The following is a 21,846-nucleotide window of genomic DNA, read 5'->3' as shown; positions in this document are numbered from 1 at the left end:
CGGCCAGCGCGAGCGCCGACGCGGCGACCGCGCTCTGCTGCAGGAAGCGCCGGCGCGCCGCGCGCTGCGCATCGGCGCGCTGCAGCGCCTCGGTCACCGATTCGCCGCGCGCCTGCGCCGCGCAGACGATCGCGAAGCTGCGCGCGAACAGGCGCGCCAACGGTGTACGTGCCATGGTGATTCCCCTTGTCTGCATCCCCGGATGCGGCCCGGGCGGCCGTGCCGTCCCCGATGAAACGCCGTCGCGACGGCATACGGAACACGCGCCGGCGCTGCGGCGGTTTTCCACGTTTCCGGGGGGCGGCGTCAACCGCCGCGCGCGTCAGCGCGAACCGAGCGTGATGCGCCGCAGCGGCCGGCCGACGAGGTCGAGGAATTCGCCGAACACCTGCTCGGCGCGCCGCTCCATCGCGGCGACTTCGCGCAGGCTGCGCATCCGGATGGCCTCGGCGGCCGGCGCGCCGCAGAGCTCGGCCCGGTAGGCCGGCGTCGCGAGCCAGCGCTCGATCAGCGCCTGGTTGGCCTCGAGATGGAACTGGAAGCCGTACGCGGAACGGCCGTAGCGGAAAGCCTGCGATGCGCAGGTGCTGCTCCAGGCCAGATGCTCGGCCTCGGCCGGAATCTCGAAGCTGTAGTTGTGCCACTGGAACAGCGGCGCGCCGTCGCCGAGCGGCGCGAGCACCGGGTCGACGCGGCCGGCCGCGGTCGTGGCGACTTCGTACCAACCGATCTCTGCGTCGCGCTGCCGGCGTACCGGCGCGCCGAGCACGTGGGCGAGCAGCTGCGCGCCGAGGCAGATGCCGAGCACCGGCTTGTCCTGGCGCAGCGCGCTTTCGATCGCGCGCATCTCGGTCAGCAGATGCGCGCGGTGTGCGCGGTCCTCGACGTTCATCGGGCCGCCGAGCACGATCAGGCCGCGATAGCGGTCGACGCAGGGAGTCGCATCCGGATGACGCTCGAAATTGACGAACTTGATGCGGTGGCCGCGGCGGCGGATCAGGCGATCCAGCGTGCCGAGCGGCTCGGCCGCGACATGCTGGAAGACGAGAAGTCGGGACATGGGGCGTGACGACGTGAGGCGGACGCCAGGGTAAACCAGGCCGCGCACTTTGCGGCGCTTATGCCGCAGCGCTATAGCGAGACCGTCACGCCGGGCCGGCTCAGTTCGATGCGGCAGCCGTAGCGCTCGCGCAGCCGCCCGGCGAGCGCCTCGGGCGCGGCGTCTTCGTCGTGCACGAGATAGACCGGCGCGCGGCCGCCGATCCGGCCGTACCAGTCCAGCAGGCCGGCCTGGTCCGCGGTCGCCGCCTGGGCGAAGATCGGACCGCGGAAACCGCGCTTGACCAGCAGCGGCACGCGGCCGATGTGGTCGATTTGGGCATGACTGAGCACGAGCGCGTCGAGCTGCTGCGGATCGAACGCGAACGGTTCGGCGTTGCGCTGTTCGGTCTCCTCGTTGCCCTGGATCATGCCGCAGTCGAGCAGGATCCGGCGCCTGCCGGCGTGCAGCAGATGCGCCGACCAGCGACTTCGCCGTTGGTACCGCAGAACTGGATGCGCATGACGGCTCCGCAAGAGACGATGTCGCGACTATGCCTGGGCCCGGTCCGCGCGGCCGGCCGGAAGCCTGGCGGCGGCGTACGGGCACCGCCTCGCCAGGCCAAACCTTCGACACTGTTAAGCCGCCGGGTTTTGCGCCTAACCTGGAGGATCGCGATGATCCGAGAGCCCCGCATGAGATTGCGTCACCTCCCGCCGCGCCTCGCGGCGTCGGCCCTGGCCCTGACGGCGACCCTGTGCTTCGCGCACACCAACGATCACGGCCTGGACAAGCGCAATTTCGACACCAGGGCCGCGGCCTGCAGCGATTTCTTCCAGTACGCCAACGGCGGCTGGCTGGCCAGCAACCCGATCCCGCCGGAATACGGCATCTGGAGCCTCGACAACGAGATCCAGGACCGCAACGAGGCCGTGCTGCGCGAGGTGCTCGAAGCCGCGGCGGCCAAGCCCGGCGCCGACGGCAGCGTCACGCAGAAGATCGGCGACTTCTACGCGAGCGCCCTGGACGAGGCCGCCGTCGAGAAGGCCGGCATCACGCCGCTGAAGACCGATCTCGCGCGCATAGCCGCGTTGAAGACCAACGCCGACATCGTGCCGCTGCTGCGCGACTGGCATGCCGGAGGCACGCAGCTCGTGTTCGGCTTCGGCCCCGAGGCCGACATGAAGAACGCGAGCCGGGTCATCGGCTACGCGACCCAGGGCGGCCTCGGCCTGCCCGACCGCGACTACTACTTCCGCGACGACCCCAAGTCCAAGACCCTGCTGCAGCAGTACCGCGACTACGTCGCGACCCTGCTGCGCCTGAGCGGCGACGCGGACGCGGCGGCCGACGCCGTACACGTCGTCGCGCTCGAGACGCGCCTGGCCACGGATTCGCTCGACCGGCTCGCGCTGCGCGACCCGAACAATTTCTATCACCCGCACAGCATCGCCGAAGCCGACGCGAAGACGCCGCATTTCTCCTGGGGCAAGTACTTCGCCGCGCTGGGCCGCGCCGACATCGCGCAGTTCTCGCTGGCTCAGCCGCAGTTCTTCGCCGCGCTGGACAAGGCCCTGACCGAGGTGCCGCTGGCCCACTGGCAGGCGTATCTGCGCTTCCATCTCGTCGACGGCGCCGCGGCGTACTTGTCCAAGGATTTCGTCGACGCGCAGTTCGCGTTCCGTGCGAAGACCCTGCGCGGCGTCGAGGCGCTGAAGCCGCGCTGGCGCCGCGCCATCGACGCGACCAACGACGCGCTCGGCGAAGCCGTCGGCGAAATCTACGTCGCGCGCGTGTTCCCGCCGGCCGCCAAGGCCGGCGCGCAGCAGCTCGTGGACAACCTCAAGAAGGCGCTGCGCGCGCGCATCGGCAAGCTCGACTGGATGGACGCGACGACGAAGCAGGCGGCCTACGCCAAGCTCGACACGCTCGTCAGCAAGATCGGCTATCCGGATCGCTGGCGCGACTACGGCGCGCTGCGCATCGTACGCGGCGACTACTACGCCAACGTCGAAGCCGCCGGCCGCTTCGAGGCGAAGCGCCTCTACGCGAAGATCGGCAAGCCGGTCGACCGCAGCGAATGGGGAATGACGCCGCAGACCGTCAACGCCTACTACAACCCGCTGCAGAACGAGATCGTGTTCCCGGCCGCGCAGCTGCTGCCGCCCTACTTCGACGAGAAGATGGACGACGCGGTCAATTACGGCGGCATCGGCTCGGTCATCGGCCATGAGCTGCTGCACGGCTTCGACGACCAGGGCAGCCAGTTCGACGCCAGGGGCAACCTGGCCAACTGGTGGAGCGACAAGGACCGCGGCCAGTTCGAGGCGCGCACCGGAAAGCTCGTCGAGCAGTTCGACGAATTCGTCGCCGTCGACGATCTGCACATCCAGGGCAAGCTCACGCTCGGCGAGAACATCGCCGATCTCGGCGGCCTGCAGGTGTCCTGGGACGCGTTCCGCATCGCCCAGGCCGGCAAGCCCGAGACGGACGTCGACGGGCTGACCCCGGCGCAGCGCTTCTTCCTCGCGTTCGCCCAGGCCTGGCGCACGGCGCAGCGTCCCGAAGCGCTGCGTCTGCAGATCCAGTCCAACGAGCATGCGCCGGCCAAATGGCGCGTGCTCGGCCCGGTCGCCAACCTGCCGGAGTTCGCCGCCGCATTCTCGTGCAAGGCCGGAGATCCCCTGGTGCGCGACGCGGCCAAGCGCGTCTTGATCTGGTGAGCCCGGCGCAGTCTTCCGGTTTTCTTCACGACGTTTCCTCGCACCATCGCCACACCGTCATCCAACGCATGCTTTCGATAACCCGCGGCAGCGGGAACAGCGCCAACAAGAGGCATCCATGAACTACCGATTGATCAAACCCCTGGTCCTGGCCGTCGGCCTGGCCTGCAGCGGCCTGGCCGCGGCCGCGAAGGTCGAGCTGACCCGCGGCATCGACACCCAGCAGTTCGACACGCAGCGCAAGATCTGCGACGACCTGTTCGGCTACGTCAACGCGAACTGGCTCAAGGCCAATGCGATTCCGGGCGACCGCTCGACCTGGGGCAGCTTCGAGCAGCTCGACGAAGCCTCGATCCACGCGACGCACGAGATCGCCGAAGCTGCGTCGAAGGACCTGGCCAAGCTCGCGCCGGATTCGATCGACGCGAAGATCGGCGCGTTCTACAAGAGCGGCATGGACGCAGCCGCGGCCAACAAGGCCGGCATCACGCCGATCGCCGACTGGCTCAAGCGCGTGGACAGCCTGAGGACCCCGGACGACGTCGTCACGTTCGTGCACGACACGCACGCGGCCGGTCTCGGCCTGTTGTTCAACTTCGGCGGCGAGGCCGACTTCAAGAATTCCTCGATGGAAATCGCCTATGCGTTCCAGGGCGGCCTCGGCCTGCCGGAGCGCGCGTACTACCTCGAGGACGGCAAGGACGGCAGCTACAAGAAGATCCGCGAAGCCTATCTGGCCTACATCGCCCAGGTGCTCGAGCTGGCCGGCACGGCCAAGGCCGACGCGACCAGGCAGGCCGCCACGGTGCTCGCGTTCGAGAAGCAGCTCGCGACCGCGTCGCTCGCGCCGGTGGAGCTGCGCTCGCCGGAGAACCAGTACAACTTCGTGAGCCTCGACGAGGCGCAGAAGCAGAACCCGCACCTGGCCTGGAACAAGTTCCTCGCACGCCAGAACCTGTCCGACAGCAAGGGCTTCTCGCTGTCGCAGCCGAAGTTCTTCGCCGCCGTCGATACGATGATCGACAAGACGCCGGTCGCCGACTGGCAGGCCTATCTGCGCTTCAAGACCATCGACGGCGCCGCACCGTACCTGACCGACGCGCTGTCCGACGCGCACTTCGGTTTCCACGGCAAGACGCTGCGCGGCCAGCAGGAGAACAAGCCGCGCTGGAAGCAGGTCATGGACACCCTGGAGAACAGCATGGGCATGGCCCTGGGCCAGCTCTACGTCGCCAGGAATTTCCCGCCCGAAGCCAAGCAGCGCGCGCAGGAACTCGTCGACAACCTGCGCCAGGCGACGAAGGCGCGCCTCGAGAAGCTCGAGTGGATGAGCGAGGACACCAAGAAGAAGGCGCTGGAGAAGTGGGCCTCGTTCACGCCGAAGATCGGCTACCCGGACGAATGGCGCAAATGGGACGGCCTGGCGATCAAGCCGGACAACTACTTCGCCAACATCGCCGCCGCGGCGAAGTTCAACAACGACTGGTCGATGTCCAAGATCAACAAGCCGGTCGACCGCCGCGAATGGGGCATGACGCCGCAGACCGTCAACGCCTACTACAATCCGCTGCAGAACGAGATCGTGTTCCCGGCCGCGATCCTGCAGCCGCCGTTCTTCGACGCCAAGGCCGACGACGCGCTCAACTACGGCGGCATCGGCGCGGTCATCGGCCACGAGATCCTGCACGGCTACGACGACGAAGGCAGCAAGTTCGACGCCAAGGGCAACCTGGCCGACTGGTGGTCCAAGGAAGACCGCGAGAAATTCGACGCGCGCACGGCCAAGCTCGTGCAGCAGTTCGACGACTACGTCGCGATCGACGGCCTGCACGTAAAGGGCAGGCTGACGCTCGGCGAGAACATCGCCGACCTCGGCGGCCTGAACGTTTCCTACGACGCGTTCAAGCTCGCGCAGAGCAAGTCCGGCAAACCGGAGACCAAGATCGACGGGCTGACGCCGGACCAGCGCTTCTTCCTGAACTTCGCCCAGGTCTGGCGCCGCGCGTTCCGCGACGCCGAGCTCAAGCGCCGCCTGAACATCGATCCGCACGCGCCGGCGCCGTTCCGCGCGATCGCCGCGCCGTCGAACATGCCGGCCTTCGCGCAGGCCTTCGGCTGCAAGAGCGGCGATGCGATGGTCCGCGACGGCGAGCGCCAGGTGAAGATCTGGTAAGCCGCCGGCTTTCGGCTGCAACGACGAAGGGCGCCGCGAGGCGCCCTTCTTTTTCGTTCATGAGGCCGCCATGGCACCGTCGCGGCGACTGCTGGGCGGTGGAGGTGACACGGCGCCGACGCTGATCCATGCTCGCCGCCGATGCCCGAGCAGAAAGGCCTCGCATGAACCACATCCTGTCTTTCGTCGTTGCGATATCGCTGCTGTTCGTCACGGCCGGCAGCGACGCGCAGCAGCTGCCCGATCCCAGCGGCGAAGACCCTGCCCAACTGCGCATGGCCGAAAGCACTGGTCTGCGCGTGTACCGCCACGATCGCGCCGCGGCGCTCGCGACCGACGCGCTGCGCGGCAATCGCAAATTCCGCAAGGACAAGCGCGTCGGCAGCTGGATCACCGAAGCGCGCGAGAGCTCGGTGCTGGTGAGCTTCGTCGACAAGGACGACCCCGATCGGGCTCGGCTGCTCTACCAGGTCGACGTGTCCGACGGCAGCGACGGCGCCGGCAAGGTCACGGCTTTCGAGCCTCCCGAAGCGGCGACCGCGTCGCAGCGCAACGCGGCGCGCGCGCGCGGCACGGCCGCGGCGTTCGATTTCAAACCCTGTGCGCAGCACTACAACACGGTCGTACTGCCGGCGATCGCCGGCGATGCCAGCGGCTGGAACGTGTTCCTGCTGCCGTCGACGACGGACGCCGCGGTCATACCGTTCGGCGGCACCTATCGGCTCGAACTCGACGGCGAGGGCCGCACGGTGACCAGCTCGCGCACCTATACGCGTACCTGCATCGACTTCGCGCGCAGCAAACGGCGTGGCGCCGAGGAGGCTGCGCTGGTGGTGACCCACCTGCTCGATCCGGTGCCGACCGAGGCACACGTGTTGCTGAATCTGCAGATCGGCACGCCCGTCGTCGTGCTGACCGCGTCGAATCGCAGCAGCTGGATGATCGACAAAGGCCGGATCCGTTTCCTCGAGAAAATCGAACCCAAGCCCGGCGAAGGGCCGAAGGTGCCGATCGCCGACGTGCGCTGAAGCGCCCGCCGGCGCTTCAGTCCAGGATCACGTGCGGCACGAAGCGCGAGGTATCGCGCGTGATCAGGGTCGCGTCCTCGCGGATGCCGATGCCGGCCGGCCGGTCGGCGACGACCCAGCTGCCGATGACCGCGTAGTTGCCGTCGAACTGCGGCAGCGGCTGCACGGCCTGGCGTATCCACGGCGAATCGTCGTAGGGGCCGGACGCGACGTGCTGGCTGCCGTCGGGCAGGATCAGGGTCACGTTGGCGCCTTCGCGCGAGTACAGCGGCTTACGCACCCAGCCCGGGCCGAGCGCCGGGCTCGCGTCGGTCTCGAAATGCGCTTCGAGCAGGTTCGGATGGCCCGGATGCTTCTGCCAGAGCAGCGGCAGGATGCCCTTGTTGCTCAGCAGGGTCTTCCACGGCGGCTCGATCAGGCGTATGCCCGAGCGCGGCAGCGCCGGCCCGAAGCGCTCGGCGAACAGGAACTCCAGCGGATAGAGCTTGAACAGCGCGCCGATCACGTAGTCATCGAGATCGGTGAAGCGGCTGTCGGTGGACAGGCCGATGTCCTCGATCGCGATGCTGCGCGTGTCGATGCCGGCCTGCTCGGCGCAGTCGCGCAGATAGGCGACCGTGCCCTGGTCCTCGAGCGACTCGCGCACGGCCGAGAAGTACAGCGGCTTGGGCAGGTCCGGCGCGATCGTCGCGAAGGTCTCGACGAGCAGGTCCTGGATCAGGTTGTACTGGTCGGCGGACTCGGGCAGCAGGCCGCGCTCCTTCTGCTGCTCCAGCCAGACCCATTGAAAAAACGCGGCTTCGTACAACGCCGTCGGCGTGTCGTAGTTCAGCTCGAACAGCTTGGCCGGTCCGTCGCCGGAATAGGCCAGGTCCATGCGGCCGTACAGGTGCGGCTCGCCGCGGCGCCAGGACTCGGCGATCCAGTCGCGGTAGGCCTCGGGCACCGCGAGCTGGTCCATGAGCGACTCGCTGCGCAGGATGTCGCCGACGAGATCCATGGCCATCTGGTGCAGCTCGGCCGTCGGGTCCTCGAGATCTTCCTCGATCTGGCGCAGGGTGAATGCGTAGCAGGCGCTCTCGTCCCAGTACGGCTCGCCGTCGATCGTGTGGAAGCGGAAGCCGAGCCGCGTCGCCGTGTCGCGCCAGTCGGGGCGCTCCGCAATGGCCATGCGCCGCATCGGTCAGCTGCCCGAGGAACGGCCGCCGCCCCAGCCGCCCTTGGCGCTGGACGACGAGCCGAAGCCGGAACGCGACATCGTGACCGCGCGCGTCGGCGCCGCCATCGCGCTGCGCGAGACCGTGGTCGTGCCGGTCGTGCGCGAGATCGGCTGGCCGCCGGAATTGACGAAGCCGCCGCTGGACCCGTAGCTCGTGTACGAGTAGTACAGCGGCTGCGACTGGTAGTAGTTCGGACGTCCGGCGTAATAGCCGAGCGCGTAGGCGGCCATCAGCGGAATGAACTGGATGCCGGCGCCCTGGTTGACGGCCTGGCATTTGCCCGAGCCGAAGTCGGTCTCGCAGTCGTTCTGCGAGGTGTAGCGCGGCGCGACGCGCTCGTGCTCGGCCTTGGCATGGTCGAACGCGGCCTTGCACTGGTCTTCGGTCAGGCGCGCGCCGGCCACGCACTCGGTCACGTCCTTGTACAGCACGGCCTCTTCCTGCGCTTCGCAGGCCGTCAGCAGCACCGGCGCGGCGCCCATGAGCAGCAGGCGTACGGTTGGCGATCGTTTCATGGCGCTGGCCCTCAGTAGCTCATGCTGGCCGAATTGAGCAGGCCGACGGCGATCGCGACGGCGGCCGAGAAGATGCCCGCCGCACGCTCGTCGCGCGCGATGCGGCCCGGCAGGTCGGAAATGACCAGGCGCACGGCGAAGAACGCGAACAGCTGCACGATCAGCGCGACGCCGCCCCAGAGCACGCAGTCGAGCAGGCTGACCGCGTGCGAGATCGCCGCGTGCAGCGGCAGCGCGAAACCGATCAGCGCGCCGCCGAACGCGATCGCCGCGGCCGGCTTATTCTCCTTGATCAGCGCGAATTCCGCGTGCGGGGTCAGGCGCACGTAGACCAGGCAGAACAGCACGACGAGCCCGGCGCCGATCGCGAAATACGACAGAAAGGCCGGCACGCCTCCGAGATACTGCAGCATCGAATCGATCATGGCTGGCTCCGTTCAGGTGATGGTGAGATCGGCCTGGCTCACGTCCACGCCGAGCGAGAAAGTCACGCAGTATTCGTTGGGACCGTAGTCCTCGGCACTGACGAGCACGTATTCGTAGCGGTCGAGCTCGGGCACGTGGCGCTGATACAGCATGGCGTAGTGGGTCAGGTCGTAGTCGGGCGTGCGGAAGTCCTCGCCGTAGACCTTCTCGTCGAATACGACCGGCGGCGCCCAGGCGTCGCCGGCGATGCCTTCGCCCCAGACGCGGTCATAGCGCCGGCCGTCGATGTCCAGGGACACCGCGCCGATCTGCGAACCGCGCTCGACCCAGCCGTTGAACGCGGCCTGGTTGGCCGGGTTCACCGTCTCGTGGAACACGAACAGCTTCACGTCGTCGATCTGCCCGGCCGTCGTGCTGACCTGCACGAACGCGTCGTCGGTCAAGTAGTAGCGGTGCAGGCGCGAGCCGCCGCCGAGCTCCACCTCGCCCCAGGCTTCGATCAGCTGATTGCCTTCGGGCGGCGCGAACAGCAGCTTGTCGCCGGCGACGCGGAACGGCAGGCCGTCCACGGCGACTGCCCCCTTCAGGCGCAGGCCCAGCGGACCCGAGGGCGCTATCGCCGCTTCCTCGGGCTTGGAACCGAACAGTTTTCCGAGCCAACTCATGGCGTACAAGCTCCCCAGTTGATGCGCGCCGGATCGACGCGCCGGTCGGCGATGTAGTACAGCGTCGCGTTCGCGGCGACCTGGTCCGAGTCCGGCGGATTCAGGCGCGGCTCCGCGCCCGCCGCCACGGTATAGCCGAGCAGGGTCGCGCCGAGCTCGTGCTTGAAGGCGTTGAACAGCTTGCCGTAGGCCAGCGCCTGCGCGCCGCTGGGCACGCGCAGGCTGAACTGTGTGGCTCCATGGGCTACCGACAGCAGTTCCGACGCAACCGTCGAGCTGCCGGCATCCTGCGCCGCACGAACCAGCACCTCCACGTGCAGCGGCAGCACACATTCGACAGCCGGATAGTGCGCCTTGAGCACGGCGCAGGTGTCGGCGCGGTCGAAGGTCGCGACGACGTGGCCGGCCGGCTTGTTCGCCAGCACGGCGAAGGCCGCCGCAAGGGTCTGCTCGTCGTTGGCCGCGTCGACGATGACGCGGGCCGCCGCCGCGACGCCGGCGCGCCGGTAGCAGGACGGATCGGCCAGCGATTCGACGCGCACGAAGCGGATGTGTTCCGGCCGCGGATTCTCCATTTCCTCGGAAGCGACCAGCACGATGCCTTCGTCGTCGGTCACGCTGTCCTGCGCGAGCAGGTCGAGCATGCGCAAGGTGTCGCGGCCCATCCAGCCGACGATGACGGTGTGGCCGCTCATGCCGGGATAGCTGTGTTTGCCCATGGCCCTGCGTCTCCAGGTGTCGATCAGTCCCGTCGTGGCCTTGCCGATGAACATCGCGAACAGAGTAACGCCGCCCGGCAGCAGCCAGAGTATCGCGACCCAGCGGCCGGCCGGCGTCTGCGGCGAGAGATCGCCGTAGCCTATCGTCGTCGCGGTGACGATGTAGTAGTAGAACCAGTCGGTCGGCGCGACGAGCTTCTCTTCGCCGGCGAGCTGCATGAGCTCCCAGCTGACGAGGCTGTGCAGCAGCACGATGGCGAACAGCACGCCCCAGCTCAGCAGCGCGAGATGCCGGTGAAATGCCCGCATCAGCCGAATCCAGACCGGCATAGTCCCTCCCCATGGTACTGCCGCGCGCCGGTTCCCCGCCGCCGCGCACTGCTACGGTCCCGCCGGCGTCCCCGGCGGGACCGCGTCCGTCAACTGCTCTTGCTGGCGATGCCGGGCTGACTCAGCTGCGGCATGCCGTCGTGACCGATCGTCCTGGGCGCCGGCGTCTCGAAGCGCGCGAGTATCGACTCCGCCGACGCTTCGCCCGGCACGATGCCGGCCTGGGCGAGGCGGCGCTGCAGATCGGCGTCCTCGCCGGTCGCGCGGCCGAGCTCCTCGGCGACTTCGAGCTGCGCGGCGCGTTCGGTCTGGCGCTGCTTGATGCGCTCCAGCGAGTCGAGCGCCGTGCCGAGCTTCGCGCCGGTGCCCGCGTGCTGCGCAGCCAGCGCGGCCTGGGCGCGCTGCACGCTCTCGGTCGCCTTGACCGTGTCGATCTGCTGCTTCAGGCGCGTGATCACGGTTTCGGCCTGGCGAGCGGAGGTCTGCAGCTTCGCGATGCTCGCGTCGAAATCGCCGATGATCTTGCCTTCGGTCGCGATGTCGGCCTCGATCGTCGCGAGCTTGGTCGCGACTTCCTGGGCCAGCGCGCGGTTATCGCGGGCCAGGGCTTCGCGGATGTAGTTGCTGTACTCGGCCTGCTTGGCCTTCTTGTCGTTGAGCTTGTCGTTCGCGATCTTGCGCTGCGCCATGATCTTGGCGAGGTCGTCGCGCGAACGCAGCAGCGCGTTCTGCGCGTCGCGCACTTCCTGGTCGAGGATGCGCATCGCGTTGGCGTCGACGACGGCCGTGCCGGCCTCGTGCGCGGCGCCGCGGAACAGGGTGATGATCTTGGTCCAGATGGCCATGGCGGTCACTTCAGATGGTCGGCGAAGGCCTCGGCGGCCTGGATGGTGTTGTCGGCGAGCGCATGGATCTCCTCGACGACGGCCGGCAGCGGCGAGCGGCTGGAGAGCTCGCCGAACACGATGTACAGATCCTCGCCGCCGACGTGCTGCAGGCCGAGGTTGGACAACGGGTTGACCGGGTTCAGGCGCAGGCAGGCCTCGTTGAACGCGGCGCGATCCTTGACCTGGCTGGCCAGGCACAGCGGCGACGACACGAAGATCTGCTCGCCGGAGACGGCCATGTGCATGGCAAGGTCGCCGTGTTCGTGCATGGTGATGTTGACGATGGCGTCGACGCCGCCGATCAGGCTGAGCTCGATGCCTTCGAGGTCGACGCTCGTATCCGAGCGCAGCGCCTCGTACAGCGATTCGGTGGTCCAGGGGGTGTTCACGACGACTCTAGCCTCCTGCGGAAAATCGTGAGTGATGCATGGCAGTGGCAACGTGGCGGCGCCGGCGGAACGAACACGTTCCGGGCGCCGCCGCGGCGCGGCGTTAATCTGACGGCTAAGGCGAGGGCGTACAAGTCCCAGCGTGTGGGACTTGCCAGGACCGCGGAACCATGCCGGCAGCAGCGGCGTCCTGCCACCGGCGTGGGCCGCATTGGCGCAGACGCGGCGATTCCGCGCCGCGGGGCCGCGTCCGGGCGCGACGAACGATTCATTGGACCGACACGAAAGCGACACCTGCCGCCCCCGCGCTCCGGCCAAAAAGAAAGCCCGGCTTGCGCCGGGCTTTCGGGGTACTGCGTAAACGACTCGCGCTTACTTCTGCGCTTCCAGCTCGGTGCGGCGGTTGCGCGCACGGCCTTCCTTGGTGTCGTTCGTGTCGATCGGACGCGATTCGCCGTAACCGATCGGACCCGACAAGCGGCTGGCGTCGATGCCGTGCGAGGTCAGGTAGTCGTACACGATGCGCGCGCGGCGCTCGGACAGGCCCTGGTTGTACTCGTCGGTGCCGACCGAGTCGGTGTGGCCGACGACTTCGACGCGCATGTTCGGGTTGCGCTGCAGCACGTCGACGGCCTGATCGAGGATCGCGATCGAGTCGGCGGTCGGCTCCTGCAGGGTCGGGCTGATGTTCTTCTCGCCCTTCTTCGGACGGTCGAACTTGAAGTTCACGCCGCGCAGGTCGATGGTCTGAACCATCGGGCAGCCGTCCGGACCGACCTGGACGCCCGCTTCAGTGCCGGGGCAACGGTCGTCGCAGTTGTTCACGCCGTCCTTGTCGTCGTCGAGGTCGCGGCAGGAGATCTGCGGCTTCTGGGGCGGCGGGGTTTCACGCGTCGGAGCCACTTCCGGGGCCGACTCGCCGCCGAAGTTGACGAGCAGCGCGACGCTGGCGATCGCGTCGACGAAGCCGGTCTTGTTCTCCGCCGAGTAGTACTGGCGCGAGTTGTTGTCGCGATCGTAGCGGGCCGCGAGTTCGGCGCGGAACGCGAGGCGGTCGCTGAAGCCGTGCTGCACGCCGCCGCCGACGGTGATCATCGGATCCCAGCCGTTGGAGCGGCTGGCGCTGAGCTGGCTGCCCGAGATCGCCGCATGGCGCAGGAAGCCGAGGCCGCCCATGGCATACGGACGCCAGGAGCTGCCGGCGTCGCCGAAGAAGTAGCGACCGGCGAAGCCGAGGCCGGTGTTTTCGAATTCGTGGTTGTTGCGGATCGACTTCTTTTCGAAGTCGGCGTTGTTGTGGGTGACTTCAAAGTCGACCGCGAAGTTCGGGGTGGACCAGTAGCCGATGCCGATACCGGTGAACAGCGACGTATCGGTTTCACGATCGCTGTCCGGAATCACGGCGCCGACGCGCGGAGCGATGTACCAGTTGCTGTAGTCCTGCGCCTGCGCCGCGCCGATTCCGGCCAGGGACAGGGCGATCAGGGCAAACAAGCCATTACGTTTCATTCGGAGTCTCCTCATTGGTGTTATCGCGCGCGTCCACTCCACCCCGTACGGACGCAAAGCTCGTTCACTTTACAAGTAAAAAGTGTCGATGGCGTGGCTTAACATTTTGACCCATTCCTAGGGCGGGCGGCAGTCTAGCAAAATCAACGACCTGTAACCACATGCCCGCCCGTCCGTTCACGTTCCGCTCAGTGCAGGCTTAACATTTCGCGCGTTTATTGCGCAATCCGGGTCATCAACGCGTGAATCCGCAGGCGAGCGGCTCAGACCGTACGCCGGCGAACCCGACCAGGCCGGCACGACCGACGACGTCGCGACACCGCCAGCCGAGATCATTCACCGATCTGCGCGCCCCGGTTCGGCGCGCGAACTGTAGTGCGTCCGCGACGGCGCAGCGCAGGCGCAAGTGTCAACTTGCATGACGATTCGCGTCGAAGCTGCTTGACCTTCGCTGCGCCAGCCGCTACTTATGCGCGGATCGAAGGGGAGTAGCTCCTCGCGCGCTGATCGTCATCACGGGCTCGTTGCCCCGGTCGCGCGGCTGCCGACACCGTCAAATCCCGGTAACGCAGTGAGCAAGACCTTCGCCGGACACGGCGAAGTCTTGCCTGCGTTTTTTGCGTGTCCTTGTCACCAGCCCGACAACCGCCAACCGGGGTCTTCATGGAATTCCTTTCACCCGATTTCTTCACCGCGCTGTTCGCGATCGTCCTGATCGACCTCGTGCTCGCCGGCGACAACGCCATCGTCATTGCGCTGGCCGCCCGCAACCTGCCCAAGGACCTGCAGACCAAGGCGATCTTCTGGGGCACGGCCGGCGCGATCGTCGTGCGTACTCTGATGACCCTGGCCGTGGTCTGGCTGCTGCACTTCCCCGGCCTTATGCTGCTCGGCGGCCTGCTGCTGATCCCCATCGCGCTGAAGTTGCTCAGCGAGGACCAGCACGAGGAAGGCCACGAGATGGCCCGCGTCAGCGGCTTCTGGGGGGCGATGCGCACGATCATCATCGCCGACGCGCTGATGGGTCTGGACAACGTGCTCGGCGTCGCCGGCGCGGCGCACGGCAATTTCCTGCTCGTCGTGATCGGCCTGCTGATCTCGGTGCCCATCGTGGTCTGGGGCAGCACCGTCATCCTCAAGCTCGTCGAGCGCTTCCCGATGGTCGTCTACATCGGCGCCGGCGCGCTGCTGTGGACCGCCGGCAAGATGATCCTGCACGAGAAGTTCGTCGCGAACTGGATAGCCGGCAACACGATGATCGAGGCGCTGGCCTACGTCGTCATCATCGGCGGCGGCCTGGCCTTCGGCTGGATGCGCGAAAAGGCGCGCCGCGACAAGCGCGAGCTCAAGGCCGGCTGACCGCCCCCGCCCGTCGTCACCGGAAGGCCGGCCTCGGTGCCGGCCTTTTTCCTGGAAACGCCACCGTCGCGGCCGCCTGACTTGCCGGCTCCAGCCATTCCATGCAAGGTGCGCCGACCCTCCGCACGGCAGACCGCGCATGAGCGACTACCCGCACCTGTTGGCCCCGCTGGATCTGGGCTTCGCCACCCTGCAGAACCGCGTGCTCATGGGTTCCATGCATACGGGGCTGGAAGACAAGGCCAGCGACTACGACAAGCTCGCGGCCTATTTCGCCGAACGCGCGCACGGCGGCGTCGGCCTCATCGTCACGGGCGGCATTGCGCCGAGCATCCGCGGCTGGCTCAAGCCGTTCTCGGGCCGCCTGTCCATGCCGTGGCACGTCGCGCGCCATCGCAAGGTCACCCAGGCCGTGCACGCCGAAGGCGGCAAGGTCTGCGTGCAGATCCTGCATGCAGGCCGCTATGCCTATCACCCGCTGTCGGTCGCGCCGTCGAGGATCAAGTCGCCGATCACGCCGTTCACGCCGAGCGCGCTGTCGGCGCGGGCCGTCGAGTCGACCATCGGCGACTTCGTGAACTCGGCGAAACTCGCCCAGGACGCCGGCTACGACGGCGTCGAGGTCATGGGCTCGGAGGGTTACCTGATCAACCAGTTCCTCGTCGAACGCACGAACCGGCGCGACGACGACTGGGGCGGCACGCCGGAGAAGCGGCGGCGCTTTGCGGTGGAAATCGTGCGCCGCACGCGCGCGGCGGTCGGCGCGAACTTCATCATCATCTATCGCGTGTCGATGCTCGACCTCGTCGAGCAGGGCCAGAGCTGGGAACAGGTCGTCGCTCTGGCGAAGGAGATCGAGGCCGCCGGCGCGACCCTGATCAACACCGGCGTCGGCTGGCACGAGGCGCGCGTGCCGACCATCGTCACGAGCGTGCCGCGCGGCGCGTTCACCTGGGTCACGCGCAAACTGCGCGGCGAAGTGAAGGTGCCGCTGATCACGACCAACCGCATCAACATGCCCGACGTGGCCGAAGCCATACTCGCGCGCGGCGACGCCGACATGGTGTCGATGGCGCGGCCGCTGCTCGCCGACGCGCACTGGGTGGCGAAGGCGCGCGCGGGCAAGGCCGCATCGATCAACACCTGCATCGCCTGCAACCAGGCCTGCCTCGATCACGTATTCGAGAACAAGCGCGCGAGCTGCCTGGTCAATCCGCGCGCCTGCCACGAGACCGAACTCACCATCGCGCCGGCCGCGCAGAAGAAGCGCATCGCGGTGGTCGGCGCCGGACCCGCCGGCCTGGCCTGCGCGACGACGCTGGGCGAACGCGGCCACGCGGTCGTGCTGTTCGACGCCGCGGCCGACATCGGCGGCCAGTTCAACATGGCCAAGCGCATCCCGGGCAAGGAAGAATTCTTCGAGACCCTGCGCTATTTCCGCACGCGCCTGGGCGAGACCGGCGTCGAGCTGCGCCTGGCCACGCGCGTGGATGCGACCGCGCTGCAGCGCGAGGGCTTCGACGAGATCGTGTTCGCGACCGGCGTGCATCCGCGCAAGCCGGCGATTCCCGGCGTGGATCACCGCAAGGTCGTCAGCTATTACGACGTGCTGGCCAGCAACCGTCCGGTCGGCGCCCGCGTCGCGCTGATCGGCGCCGGCGGCATCGGCTTCGACATGGCCGAATTCCTGACCCAGGCACATCCGTCGCCGAGCACCGACATCGCGCGCTGGTCGGAGGAATGGGGCGTCGATACGGGCTATGCCGCGCCGGGCGGATTGGCCAAGCCGCGACCCGAGCCGGCCGAACGCCAGGTCTGGCTGCTGCAGCGCACGCCGGGCAAGCCCGGCGAGAAGCTCAACAAGACCACGGGCTGGGTGCACCGCGCCGCGCTCAAGGCCAAGAACGTGACCATGCTCGCCGGCGTCAGCTACGAACGCATCGACGACGCCGGCCTGCACATCCGCATCGGCGAGCGCAGCGAAGTGCTGCCGGCCGACAGCGTCGTGCTCTGCGCGGGCCAGGAATCCAACCGCAGCGACTATGACGCCGCGCTCGCGCTGGGTCTCAAGGCCCACGTGATCGGCGGTGCCGACGTCGCCGCCGAGCTCGACGCCAAGCGCGCGATTGCCCAGGGCACGCGGCTCGCGGCGTCGCTGTAGCGCTCGCCGCCGCGCAGGACCGGGCGGCCGTGCACCGCCCGAGTGCCGCACCGGTCACAGGCCGCCTGCGACCCGTTTCATCTCCTGCCGCGCAATTGCGTATTACGGTGCGGACTTTCCCGAAGGGGCATTCGCCATGTCATACGCCATTCTGCGCGGCACCGCCGCCGGCAGCGCGCTCGCGCTGAGCGCAACCGTCGCGTCCGCCGCGGTCGGTTCCTGGAGCACGACCGGACCGGCCGGCGGCAACGTCACGGCCCTGGCCGTCTATGAAGCGTCGCCGTCGACCCTGTGGGTGGCCGGACGCGGCGGCGTGTTCCGCACGACCAGCAGCGGCAGCGCGTGGACGCGCATCGAAATCGGCCTTCCCGAGGCCCTGTACAGCATCGACCTCGTCGCGGCGACCGCGACCCCGGTGCTCTATCTCGCGACCAGCAACCAGCTGTTCCGTTCCGGCAACGGCGGCGATCTCTGGGTGCCGGTCGCCGCGCCGGCCGGCAGCGGCGCGTATCTCGCCGACATCGCCCTGCGCCGCGGCACGAGCAACGACCTCGCCGCGGCGACCTATCAGCGGCTGCACGTCTCCGCCGACGGCGGCACGAGCTGGACTTCGGCCGGCGACATCGGCGGCAGCAACACGCAGTACAGCGCGATCGACTACGCCGCCGACGGTACGCTCTACGCCGGTCTGATCGGCGCCGATCCGGCGGTCTACGGCGGCGCGATCGTCGTACGCAGCACCAGCGGCGGCGCGAGCTGGGCCGCCACGCCGACGCAGCCGGCCGGCCTGTTCGGCATCTCCGCGCTCGCGAGCTCGCCGACGACGCCGCAGCGCCTGTTCGCGAGCGACGGCAACGCGATCGCGACGAGCGCGAACGGCGGCGGAAGCTGGAGTGCGATCGCGCTGCCCTCCAGCGGCGCTCCCTGCGGCACCGTCTCGCGCGTCGCCGCGCATCCGACGCTCGCGACCGGCCTGGTCGTGGCCTGCACGACACGCGGTCTCCTCGTCACGGCCGACGCGACCGTCGCGAGCCCGGTCTGGCAGTCGTTCGGCACCGCCAACGGCTTCAGCGTCAACGGCACGCAGCCGCCGCAGATCGCCGCGCTCGCCGTGCATCCGAACTTCCCGACCACCGCGCGCCTCTGGGCCGGCGCCTATGACGGCGGCATGCTCGCGACGAGCAACGGCGGCACCACCTGGACCGCGATCAACACCGGCTTCCAATCGACCAACATCCGCGCGCTCGCGACGCATCCGCTGGACACCGGCGCGAGCACCGTCATCCTCGCCGGCTACGGCGACTCGGTCACGACGACGCGCGCGATCTACCGCTCCGACGACGACGGCGCGAACTGGAGCCCGTCGACCGGCGGCCTCAACGCCGAGCAGATCCGCAGCATCGCGATCGACCCGACCACGGTCGACGCCGACCCGCTGACGGCCGAGAACTTCACGGTCTATGCCGCCGGCCGCTCCGAGCGCCTGCCGGCCAGCGCCGACAAGGACGGCGGCCTTTACAAGAGCACCGACGCCGGTGCGAACTGGACCACGATCGACAACGGCATCGCGCTGATCAACGGCCGTCCCGACATGAGCACGGTACGCACGATCGCGCTCGATCCGCGTTCTTGCGTCGCGCCGCCGCCGTCCGGCCCCTGCCCCGCCGGCAGCGGCGGACTGCGCCGCCTTTTCGCGGCCGGCGGCGGCCGCGCGAATCTCAGCGCGCCGGGCCTGCCGTACGTGTCGGCGCGGCTCTACCGTTCCACCGACGCCGGCGCGAACTGGAGCCCGGCGGAAAACGGCCTGCCGCTGCCGCAGGACCTTGGGCCGGCCGGCGCGAACAACTACGCCTCCATGGGCGGCATCGTGCCGGTCGTGTTCGATCCCGCGAACACGCAGACCCTTTACATCGGCACGTTCCTGAACTGGGCGCCCGACGTGCCCGGCGCGGCGCCGCCGACGATCGCCAACGGCGTATTCAAGTCCACCGACGGCGGCAACACCTGGGCGCATGCGAGCAGCGGCCTGCCGCGGCATGCGGGCGCCGGCAGCTCGCACTGGAACGTGCTCGCGCTCGCGATCAATCCGGCCAATCCGCAGATCCTCTACGCCGGGCTCAACAACCTGTCCGGCGCGTCCGCGCTCGGCGACGTCTACAAGTCGACCGACGGCGGCGCGACCTGGACGCAGGCCTCGGCCGGCATCGCGGGCCAGGACGTGCGCGCGCTGTACATCGATCCGAACGACGCGAGCGGCGACACGATCTATGCCGGCACCGGCGGCACCGGCGCCAATCCCGGCGGCGTCTACCGCAGCACCAACGGCGGCGTCAGCTGGAATTCGATCAGCCTGGGGCTGCCGGCCGATTCGGCGACGGCGCTCGCGATGCCGCGGCGCAGCGCCGGCGCGCCGGCGCGCATCCTCGCCGGCACGACGGCCGGCGTCTGGGACTACACCGCCACGAGCGACGAGGACGCCGACGGCGCGCCGAGCACGGTCGAGAACGGCATTCTCGGCGGCGACGGCAACGCCGACGGCATCCAGGACTCGACCCAGGCGCGCGTCGCCTCGCTGCCGGCGGCAGGCCTGAACGCCGTCGCCGCCGCGAACGGCGGCGGCAGCGCGACGATCGCGATCCAGCCGGGCAGCTGCACCCAGCTCAACGACGCGACGACGCTCGCGGCGGCGCTGTATCCGCCCGACGCGGTAGCCGGCGCGGCGAGCCACGACGCCTACGGCCTCGCGAGCTTCTCGCTGCCGTCCTGTGCCGGCGCGACCGTGCGCGTGCGCTTCCACAGCGCGAACTTCGGACCGAACTGGAGCTGGCGCAATTACGGGCCGCGCCGTCCCGGCGACGCGACGACGTTCGGCTGGTACCGCTTCTCCGGCGCGCGGCTGATCGACGCGCAGACCTGGGAGCTGCGCGTGGACGCGCTGCGCCAGGGCAACTATCGCGACGATCCGAACGACATCCTGTTCGTCGGCGGTCCGGCCGAATCGGCCGACCTGATCTTCGCCGACGGCCTGCAATAGCGCGGTGGCGGCCGGCGCGTTCGCCGCCGGCCGCGCCGTTTCAGGCCACGCCGCCGAACAGCGCGCCGGCACCGGCGGTGATGGCCATCGCGAGCGCGCCCCAGAACGTCACGCGCACGGCGCCGACCGCGACGGGTGCGCCGCCGGTCCGCGCCGCGATGACGCCGAGCGTCGCGAGAAAGACCAGCGACAGCAGCGAGACCCAGGCGATCAGGCCCTGGCGCGGCGCAAGTGCGGCGGCCGCGAGCGGCAGGCCCGCGCCGACCGCGAAGCTCGCCGCCGACGACAGCGCCGCCTGCAGCGGCTGCGCGCTCGTGACCTCGGTGATGCCGAGCTCGTCGCGCGCATGCGCGCCGAGCGCGTCGTGCGCCATGAGCTGTCGTGCGACCTCGCGCGCCAGGGACGGCTCCAGGCCGCGCCGCTCGTAGATGCGGGTCAGCTCGGTGGTCTCGGCCGCCGCGTCGGTCGCGAGCTCGTCGCGCTCGCGCGCGAGATCGGCCTGCTCCGCATCGGCCTGCGAATGCACCGACACGTATTCGCCGGCAGCCATCGACATCGCGCCGGCGACGAGCCCGGCGACGCCGCTGACGAGAATGCTGGCGGGCGCCGCGCCGGACGCGGCGACGCCGACGATCAGGCTGGCCGTCGAAACGATGCCGTCGTTCGCGCCGAGCACGGCGGCGCGCAGCCAGCCGATCCGGTGAGTCCTGTGCCGTTCGATGTGTCGCGTGGAATGTCTCATGTCCGCACCTGTGCCGGGGCCCGCCCTCTGGTAACCCGGCGCGGCGATCCGGTCAATGGATCGCGGCGCCGGGCCGCACCGGCGGGGCCGCGCACGCTACCAGGCCGCGACCCGCCAGCCCGCGGCCGCCGCCGTCAGGCGCGTGTCGAGCGCGAGCCGGTCGAGGAACACCGCGTCGTGCGAGACCACCACGAGCGCGCCGCGATACTGCCGCAGCATCTGCTCCAGCGCCGCGAGCGAAGCGAGATCGAGGTGGTTGTCCGGCTCGTCGAGCAGCAGCAGCTCGACCGGCTCGCGCCGGTACAGCGCGCAGGCCAGTGCAGCCTTGAGGCGCTCGCCGCCGCTCAGGGTCGCGCCGGGCCGCCGCACCGCATCGCTGTCGAGCCCGAGCAGTGCGAGGCGCGTACGCAGCCCCGCTTCGCCGGCGGCCGGGTCGTCGGCGAGCAGCTGCTCCAGCACCGAACGCGCCGGATCGAGCAGCGAGACGTGCTGGTCGAGGCAGGCCGTGCGCGCCGGCACGACGCAGTGTCCGCGCGCCGGCAGGAGCCTTCCGGCCAGCACCTGCAGCAGGCTGGACTTGCCGCTGCCGTTCGGGCCGACGACGCCGATGCGCTGGCCGCCGGCGATGACCAGATCGAGCGCGCGGCCCGCGCCGATGCCGTAAGACAATTCCACCGCCTCGAGCACGGCCGCGCGGCGGCGCGTCGCCGCCGGTTCCGGCGCGAACAGCGCGACGTCCGGATCGGGCAGCACCTGGCGCGCGGCCTCGGCAACGCGCGCGGCCAGCGTGTCGAGCTGCGCTTCCTGCAGGCGCAGCGACTTGCCCGCGCTGACTTCGCTGCGCCGCTTCTGCAGGCCGAGCAGGATCGGCGCCTGGTTCGCTTCGCGGCCGTCGCGGCGGCCGCGCGACTGGCGCCGCTCGACGCG

The 21,846-nt window shown here is 69.2% G+C and carries 18 protein-coding genes; 6 read left to right on the top strand and 12 right to left on the bottom strand.

Annotated elements, in window-relative coordinates:
• Positions 1-322: 322 nt before the first annotated feature.
• Together NON22_RS07010 and NON22_RS07005 are read right to left on the bottom strand one after the other, a co-directional pair.
• Positions 323-1,060, bottom strand: a complete 738-nt coding sequence (locus NON22_RS07010) for a type 1 glutamine amidotransferase (RefSeq protein ID WP_257386216.1) — start codon at positions 1,058-1,060, stop codon at positions 323-325.
• 71 nt (positions 1,061-1,131) lie between these two features.
• Positions 1,132-1,470, bottom strand: a complete 339-nt coding sequence (locus tag NON22_RS07005) for an MBL fold metallo-hydrolase (protein ID WP_257386215.1) — start codon at positions 1,468-1,470, stop codon at positions 1,132-1,134.
• Positions 1,471-1,734: 264 nt separating this feature from the next.
• Here NON22_RS07005 and NON22_RS07000 point away from each other — a divergent pair, with 264 nt between their 5' ends.
• The 3 genes from NON22_RS07000 (at position 1,735) to NON22_RS06990 (ending at position 6,963) form a co-directional block, all read left to right on the top strand.
• Positions 1,735-3,762 (top strand): M13 family metallopeptidase, encoded by a 2,028-nt coding sequence (locus tag NON22_RS07000; protein ID WP_257386214.1) that lies wholly within the window; start codon positions 1,735-1,737, stop codon positions 3,760-3,762.
• 118 nt (positions 3,763-3,880) lie between these two features.
• Positions 3,881-5,935, top strand: a complete 2,055-nt coding sequence (locus NON22_RS06995; RefSeq protein ID WP_257386213.1) for a M13 family metallopeptidase — start codon at positions 3,881-3,883, stop codon at positions 5,933-5,935.
• A 164-nt stretch (positions 5,936-6,099) separates the two neighbouring features.
• The gene (locus NON22_RS06990; RefSeq protein ID WP_257386212.1) at positions 6,100-6,963 is read left to right on the top strand and encodes a hypothetical protein; all 864 of its coding nucleotides are present in this window, start codon (positions 6,100-6,102) and stop codon (positions 6,961-6,963) included.
• Between the two features lie 16 nt (positions 6,964-6,979).
• Here NON22_RS06990 and NON22_RS06985 read toward each other — a convergent pair whose 3' ends face one another.
• The 8 genes from NON22_RS06985 to NON22_RS06950 all read right to left on the bottom strand — a co-directional run bounded on the left by NON22_RS06985 (position 6,980) and on the right by NON22_RS06950 (position 13,623).
• Positions 6,980-8,143: a glutathionylspermidine synthase family protein gene (locus NON22_RS06985; protein ID WP_257386211.1), complete on the bottom strand. Its 1,164-nt coding sequence runs from the start codon at positions 8,141-8,143 to the stop codon at positions 6,980-6,982.
• Positions 8,144-8,146: 3 nt separating this feature from the next.
• Entirely contained in the window at positions 8,147-8,698 is a 552-nt protein-coding gene (locus tag NON22_RS06980; RefSeq protein WP_257386210.1) for a DUF1190 domain-containing protein, read from the bottom strand.
• 11 nt (positions 8,699-8,709) lie between these two features.
• A complete protein-coding gene (locus NON22_RS06975; RefSeq protein WP_257386209.1) occupies positions 8,710-9,123 on the bottom strand; it encodes a DUF350 domain-containing protein in 414 nt (137 codons plus the stop codon).
• A gap of 12 nt (positions 9,124-9,135) precedes the next feature.
• Entirely contained in the window at positions 9,136-9,789 is a 654-nt protein-coding gene (locus tag NON22_RS06970) for a DUF2491 family protein (protein WP_257386208.1), read from the bottom strand.
• The gene (locus tag NON22_RS06965; RefSeq protein ID WP_257386207.1) at positions 9,786-10,817 is read right to left on the bottom strand and encodes a potassium channel family protein; all 1,032 of its coding nucleotides are present in this window, start codon (positions 10,815-10,817) and stop codon (positions 9,786-9,788) included. Before NON22_RS06965 ends, NON22_RS06970 begins: the two co-directional genes overlap by 4 nt.
• Before the next feature lie 110 nt (positions 10,818-10,927).
• Positions 10,928-11,683, bottom strand: a complete 756-nt coding sequence (locus NON22_RS06960) for a PspA/IM30 family protein (protein ID WP_257386206.1) — start codon at positions 11,681-11,683, stop codon at positions 10,928-10,930.
• 5 nt (positions 11,684-11,688) lie between these two features.
• On the bottom strand, positions 11,689-12,114 hold the full coding sequence (locus NON22_RS06955) for a YjfI family protein (protein WP_257386205.1): 426 nt from the start codon (positions 12,112-12,114) through the stop codon (positions 11,689-11,691).
• 372 nt (positions 12,115-12,486) lie between these two features.
• Complete coding sequence (locus NON22_RS06950) at positions 12,487-13,623, bottom strand: OmpA family protein (RefSeq protein ID WP_257386204.1); 1,137 nt, start codon at positions 13,621-13,623, stop codon at positions 12,487-12,489.
• 663 nt (positions 13,624-14,286) lie between these two features.
• On the opposite strand from NON22_RS06950, the gene NON22_RS06945 reads away from it, so the two are divergent.
• The 3 genes from NON22_RS06945 (at position 14,287) to NON22_RS06935 (ending at position 20,177) form a co-directional block, all read left to right on the top strand.
• Positions 14,287-14,982 (top strand): TerC family protein, encoded by a 696-nt coding sequence (locus NON22_RS06945; RefSeq protein WP_257386203.1) that lies wholly within the window; start codon positions 14,287-14,289, stop codon positions 14,980-14,982.
• A gap of 139 nt (positions 14,983-15,121) precedes the next feature.
• Positions 15,122-17,143, top strand: coding sequence for an NADPH-dependent 2,4-dienoyl-CoA reductase (locus NON22_RS06940; RefSeq protein ID WP_257386202.1), 2,022 nt, complete (start codon positions 15,122-15,124; stop codon positions 17,141-17,143).
• A gap of 136 nt (positions 17,144-17,279) precedes the next feature.
• Positions 17,280-20,177, top strand: coding sequence for a WD40/YVTN/BNR-like repeat-containing protein (locus NON22_RS06935; protein WP_257386201.1), 2,898 nt, complete (start codon positions 17,280-17,282; stop codon positions 20,175-20,177).
• Between the two features lie 40 nt (positions 20,178-20,217).
• Here NON22_RS06935 and NON22_RS06930 read toward each other — a convergent pair whose 3' ends face one another.
• A complete protein-coding gene (locus tag NON22_RS06930) occupies positions 20,218-20,919 on the bottom strand; it encodes a VIT1/CCC1 transporter family protein (RefSeq protein WP_257386200.1) in 702 nt (233 codons plus the stop codon).
• 96 nt (positions 20,920-21,015) lie between these two features.
• The coding region (locus tag NON22_RS06925) for an ATP-binding cassette domain-containing protein (protein WP_257386199.1) at positions 21,016-21,846 on the bottom strand (831 nt) is incomplete at its 5' end.

Source organism: Tahibacter caeni, assembly GCF_024609805.1.
GTDB lineage: Bacteria > Pseudomonadota > Gammaproteobacteria > Xanthomonadales > Rhodanobacteraceae > Tahibacter > Tahibacter caeni.
The sequence above is the reverse complement of the archived record's forward strand: the minus strand, read 5'-3'. Positions and strand labels throughout refer to the sequence as shown.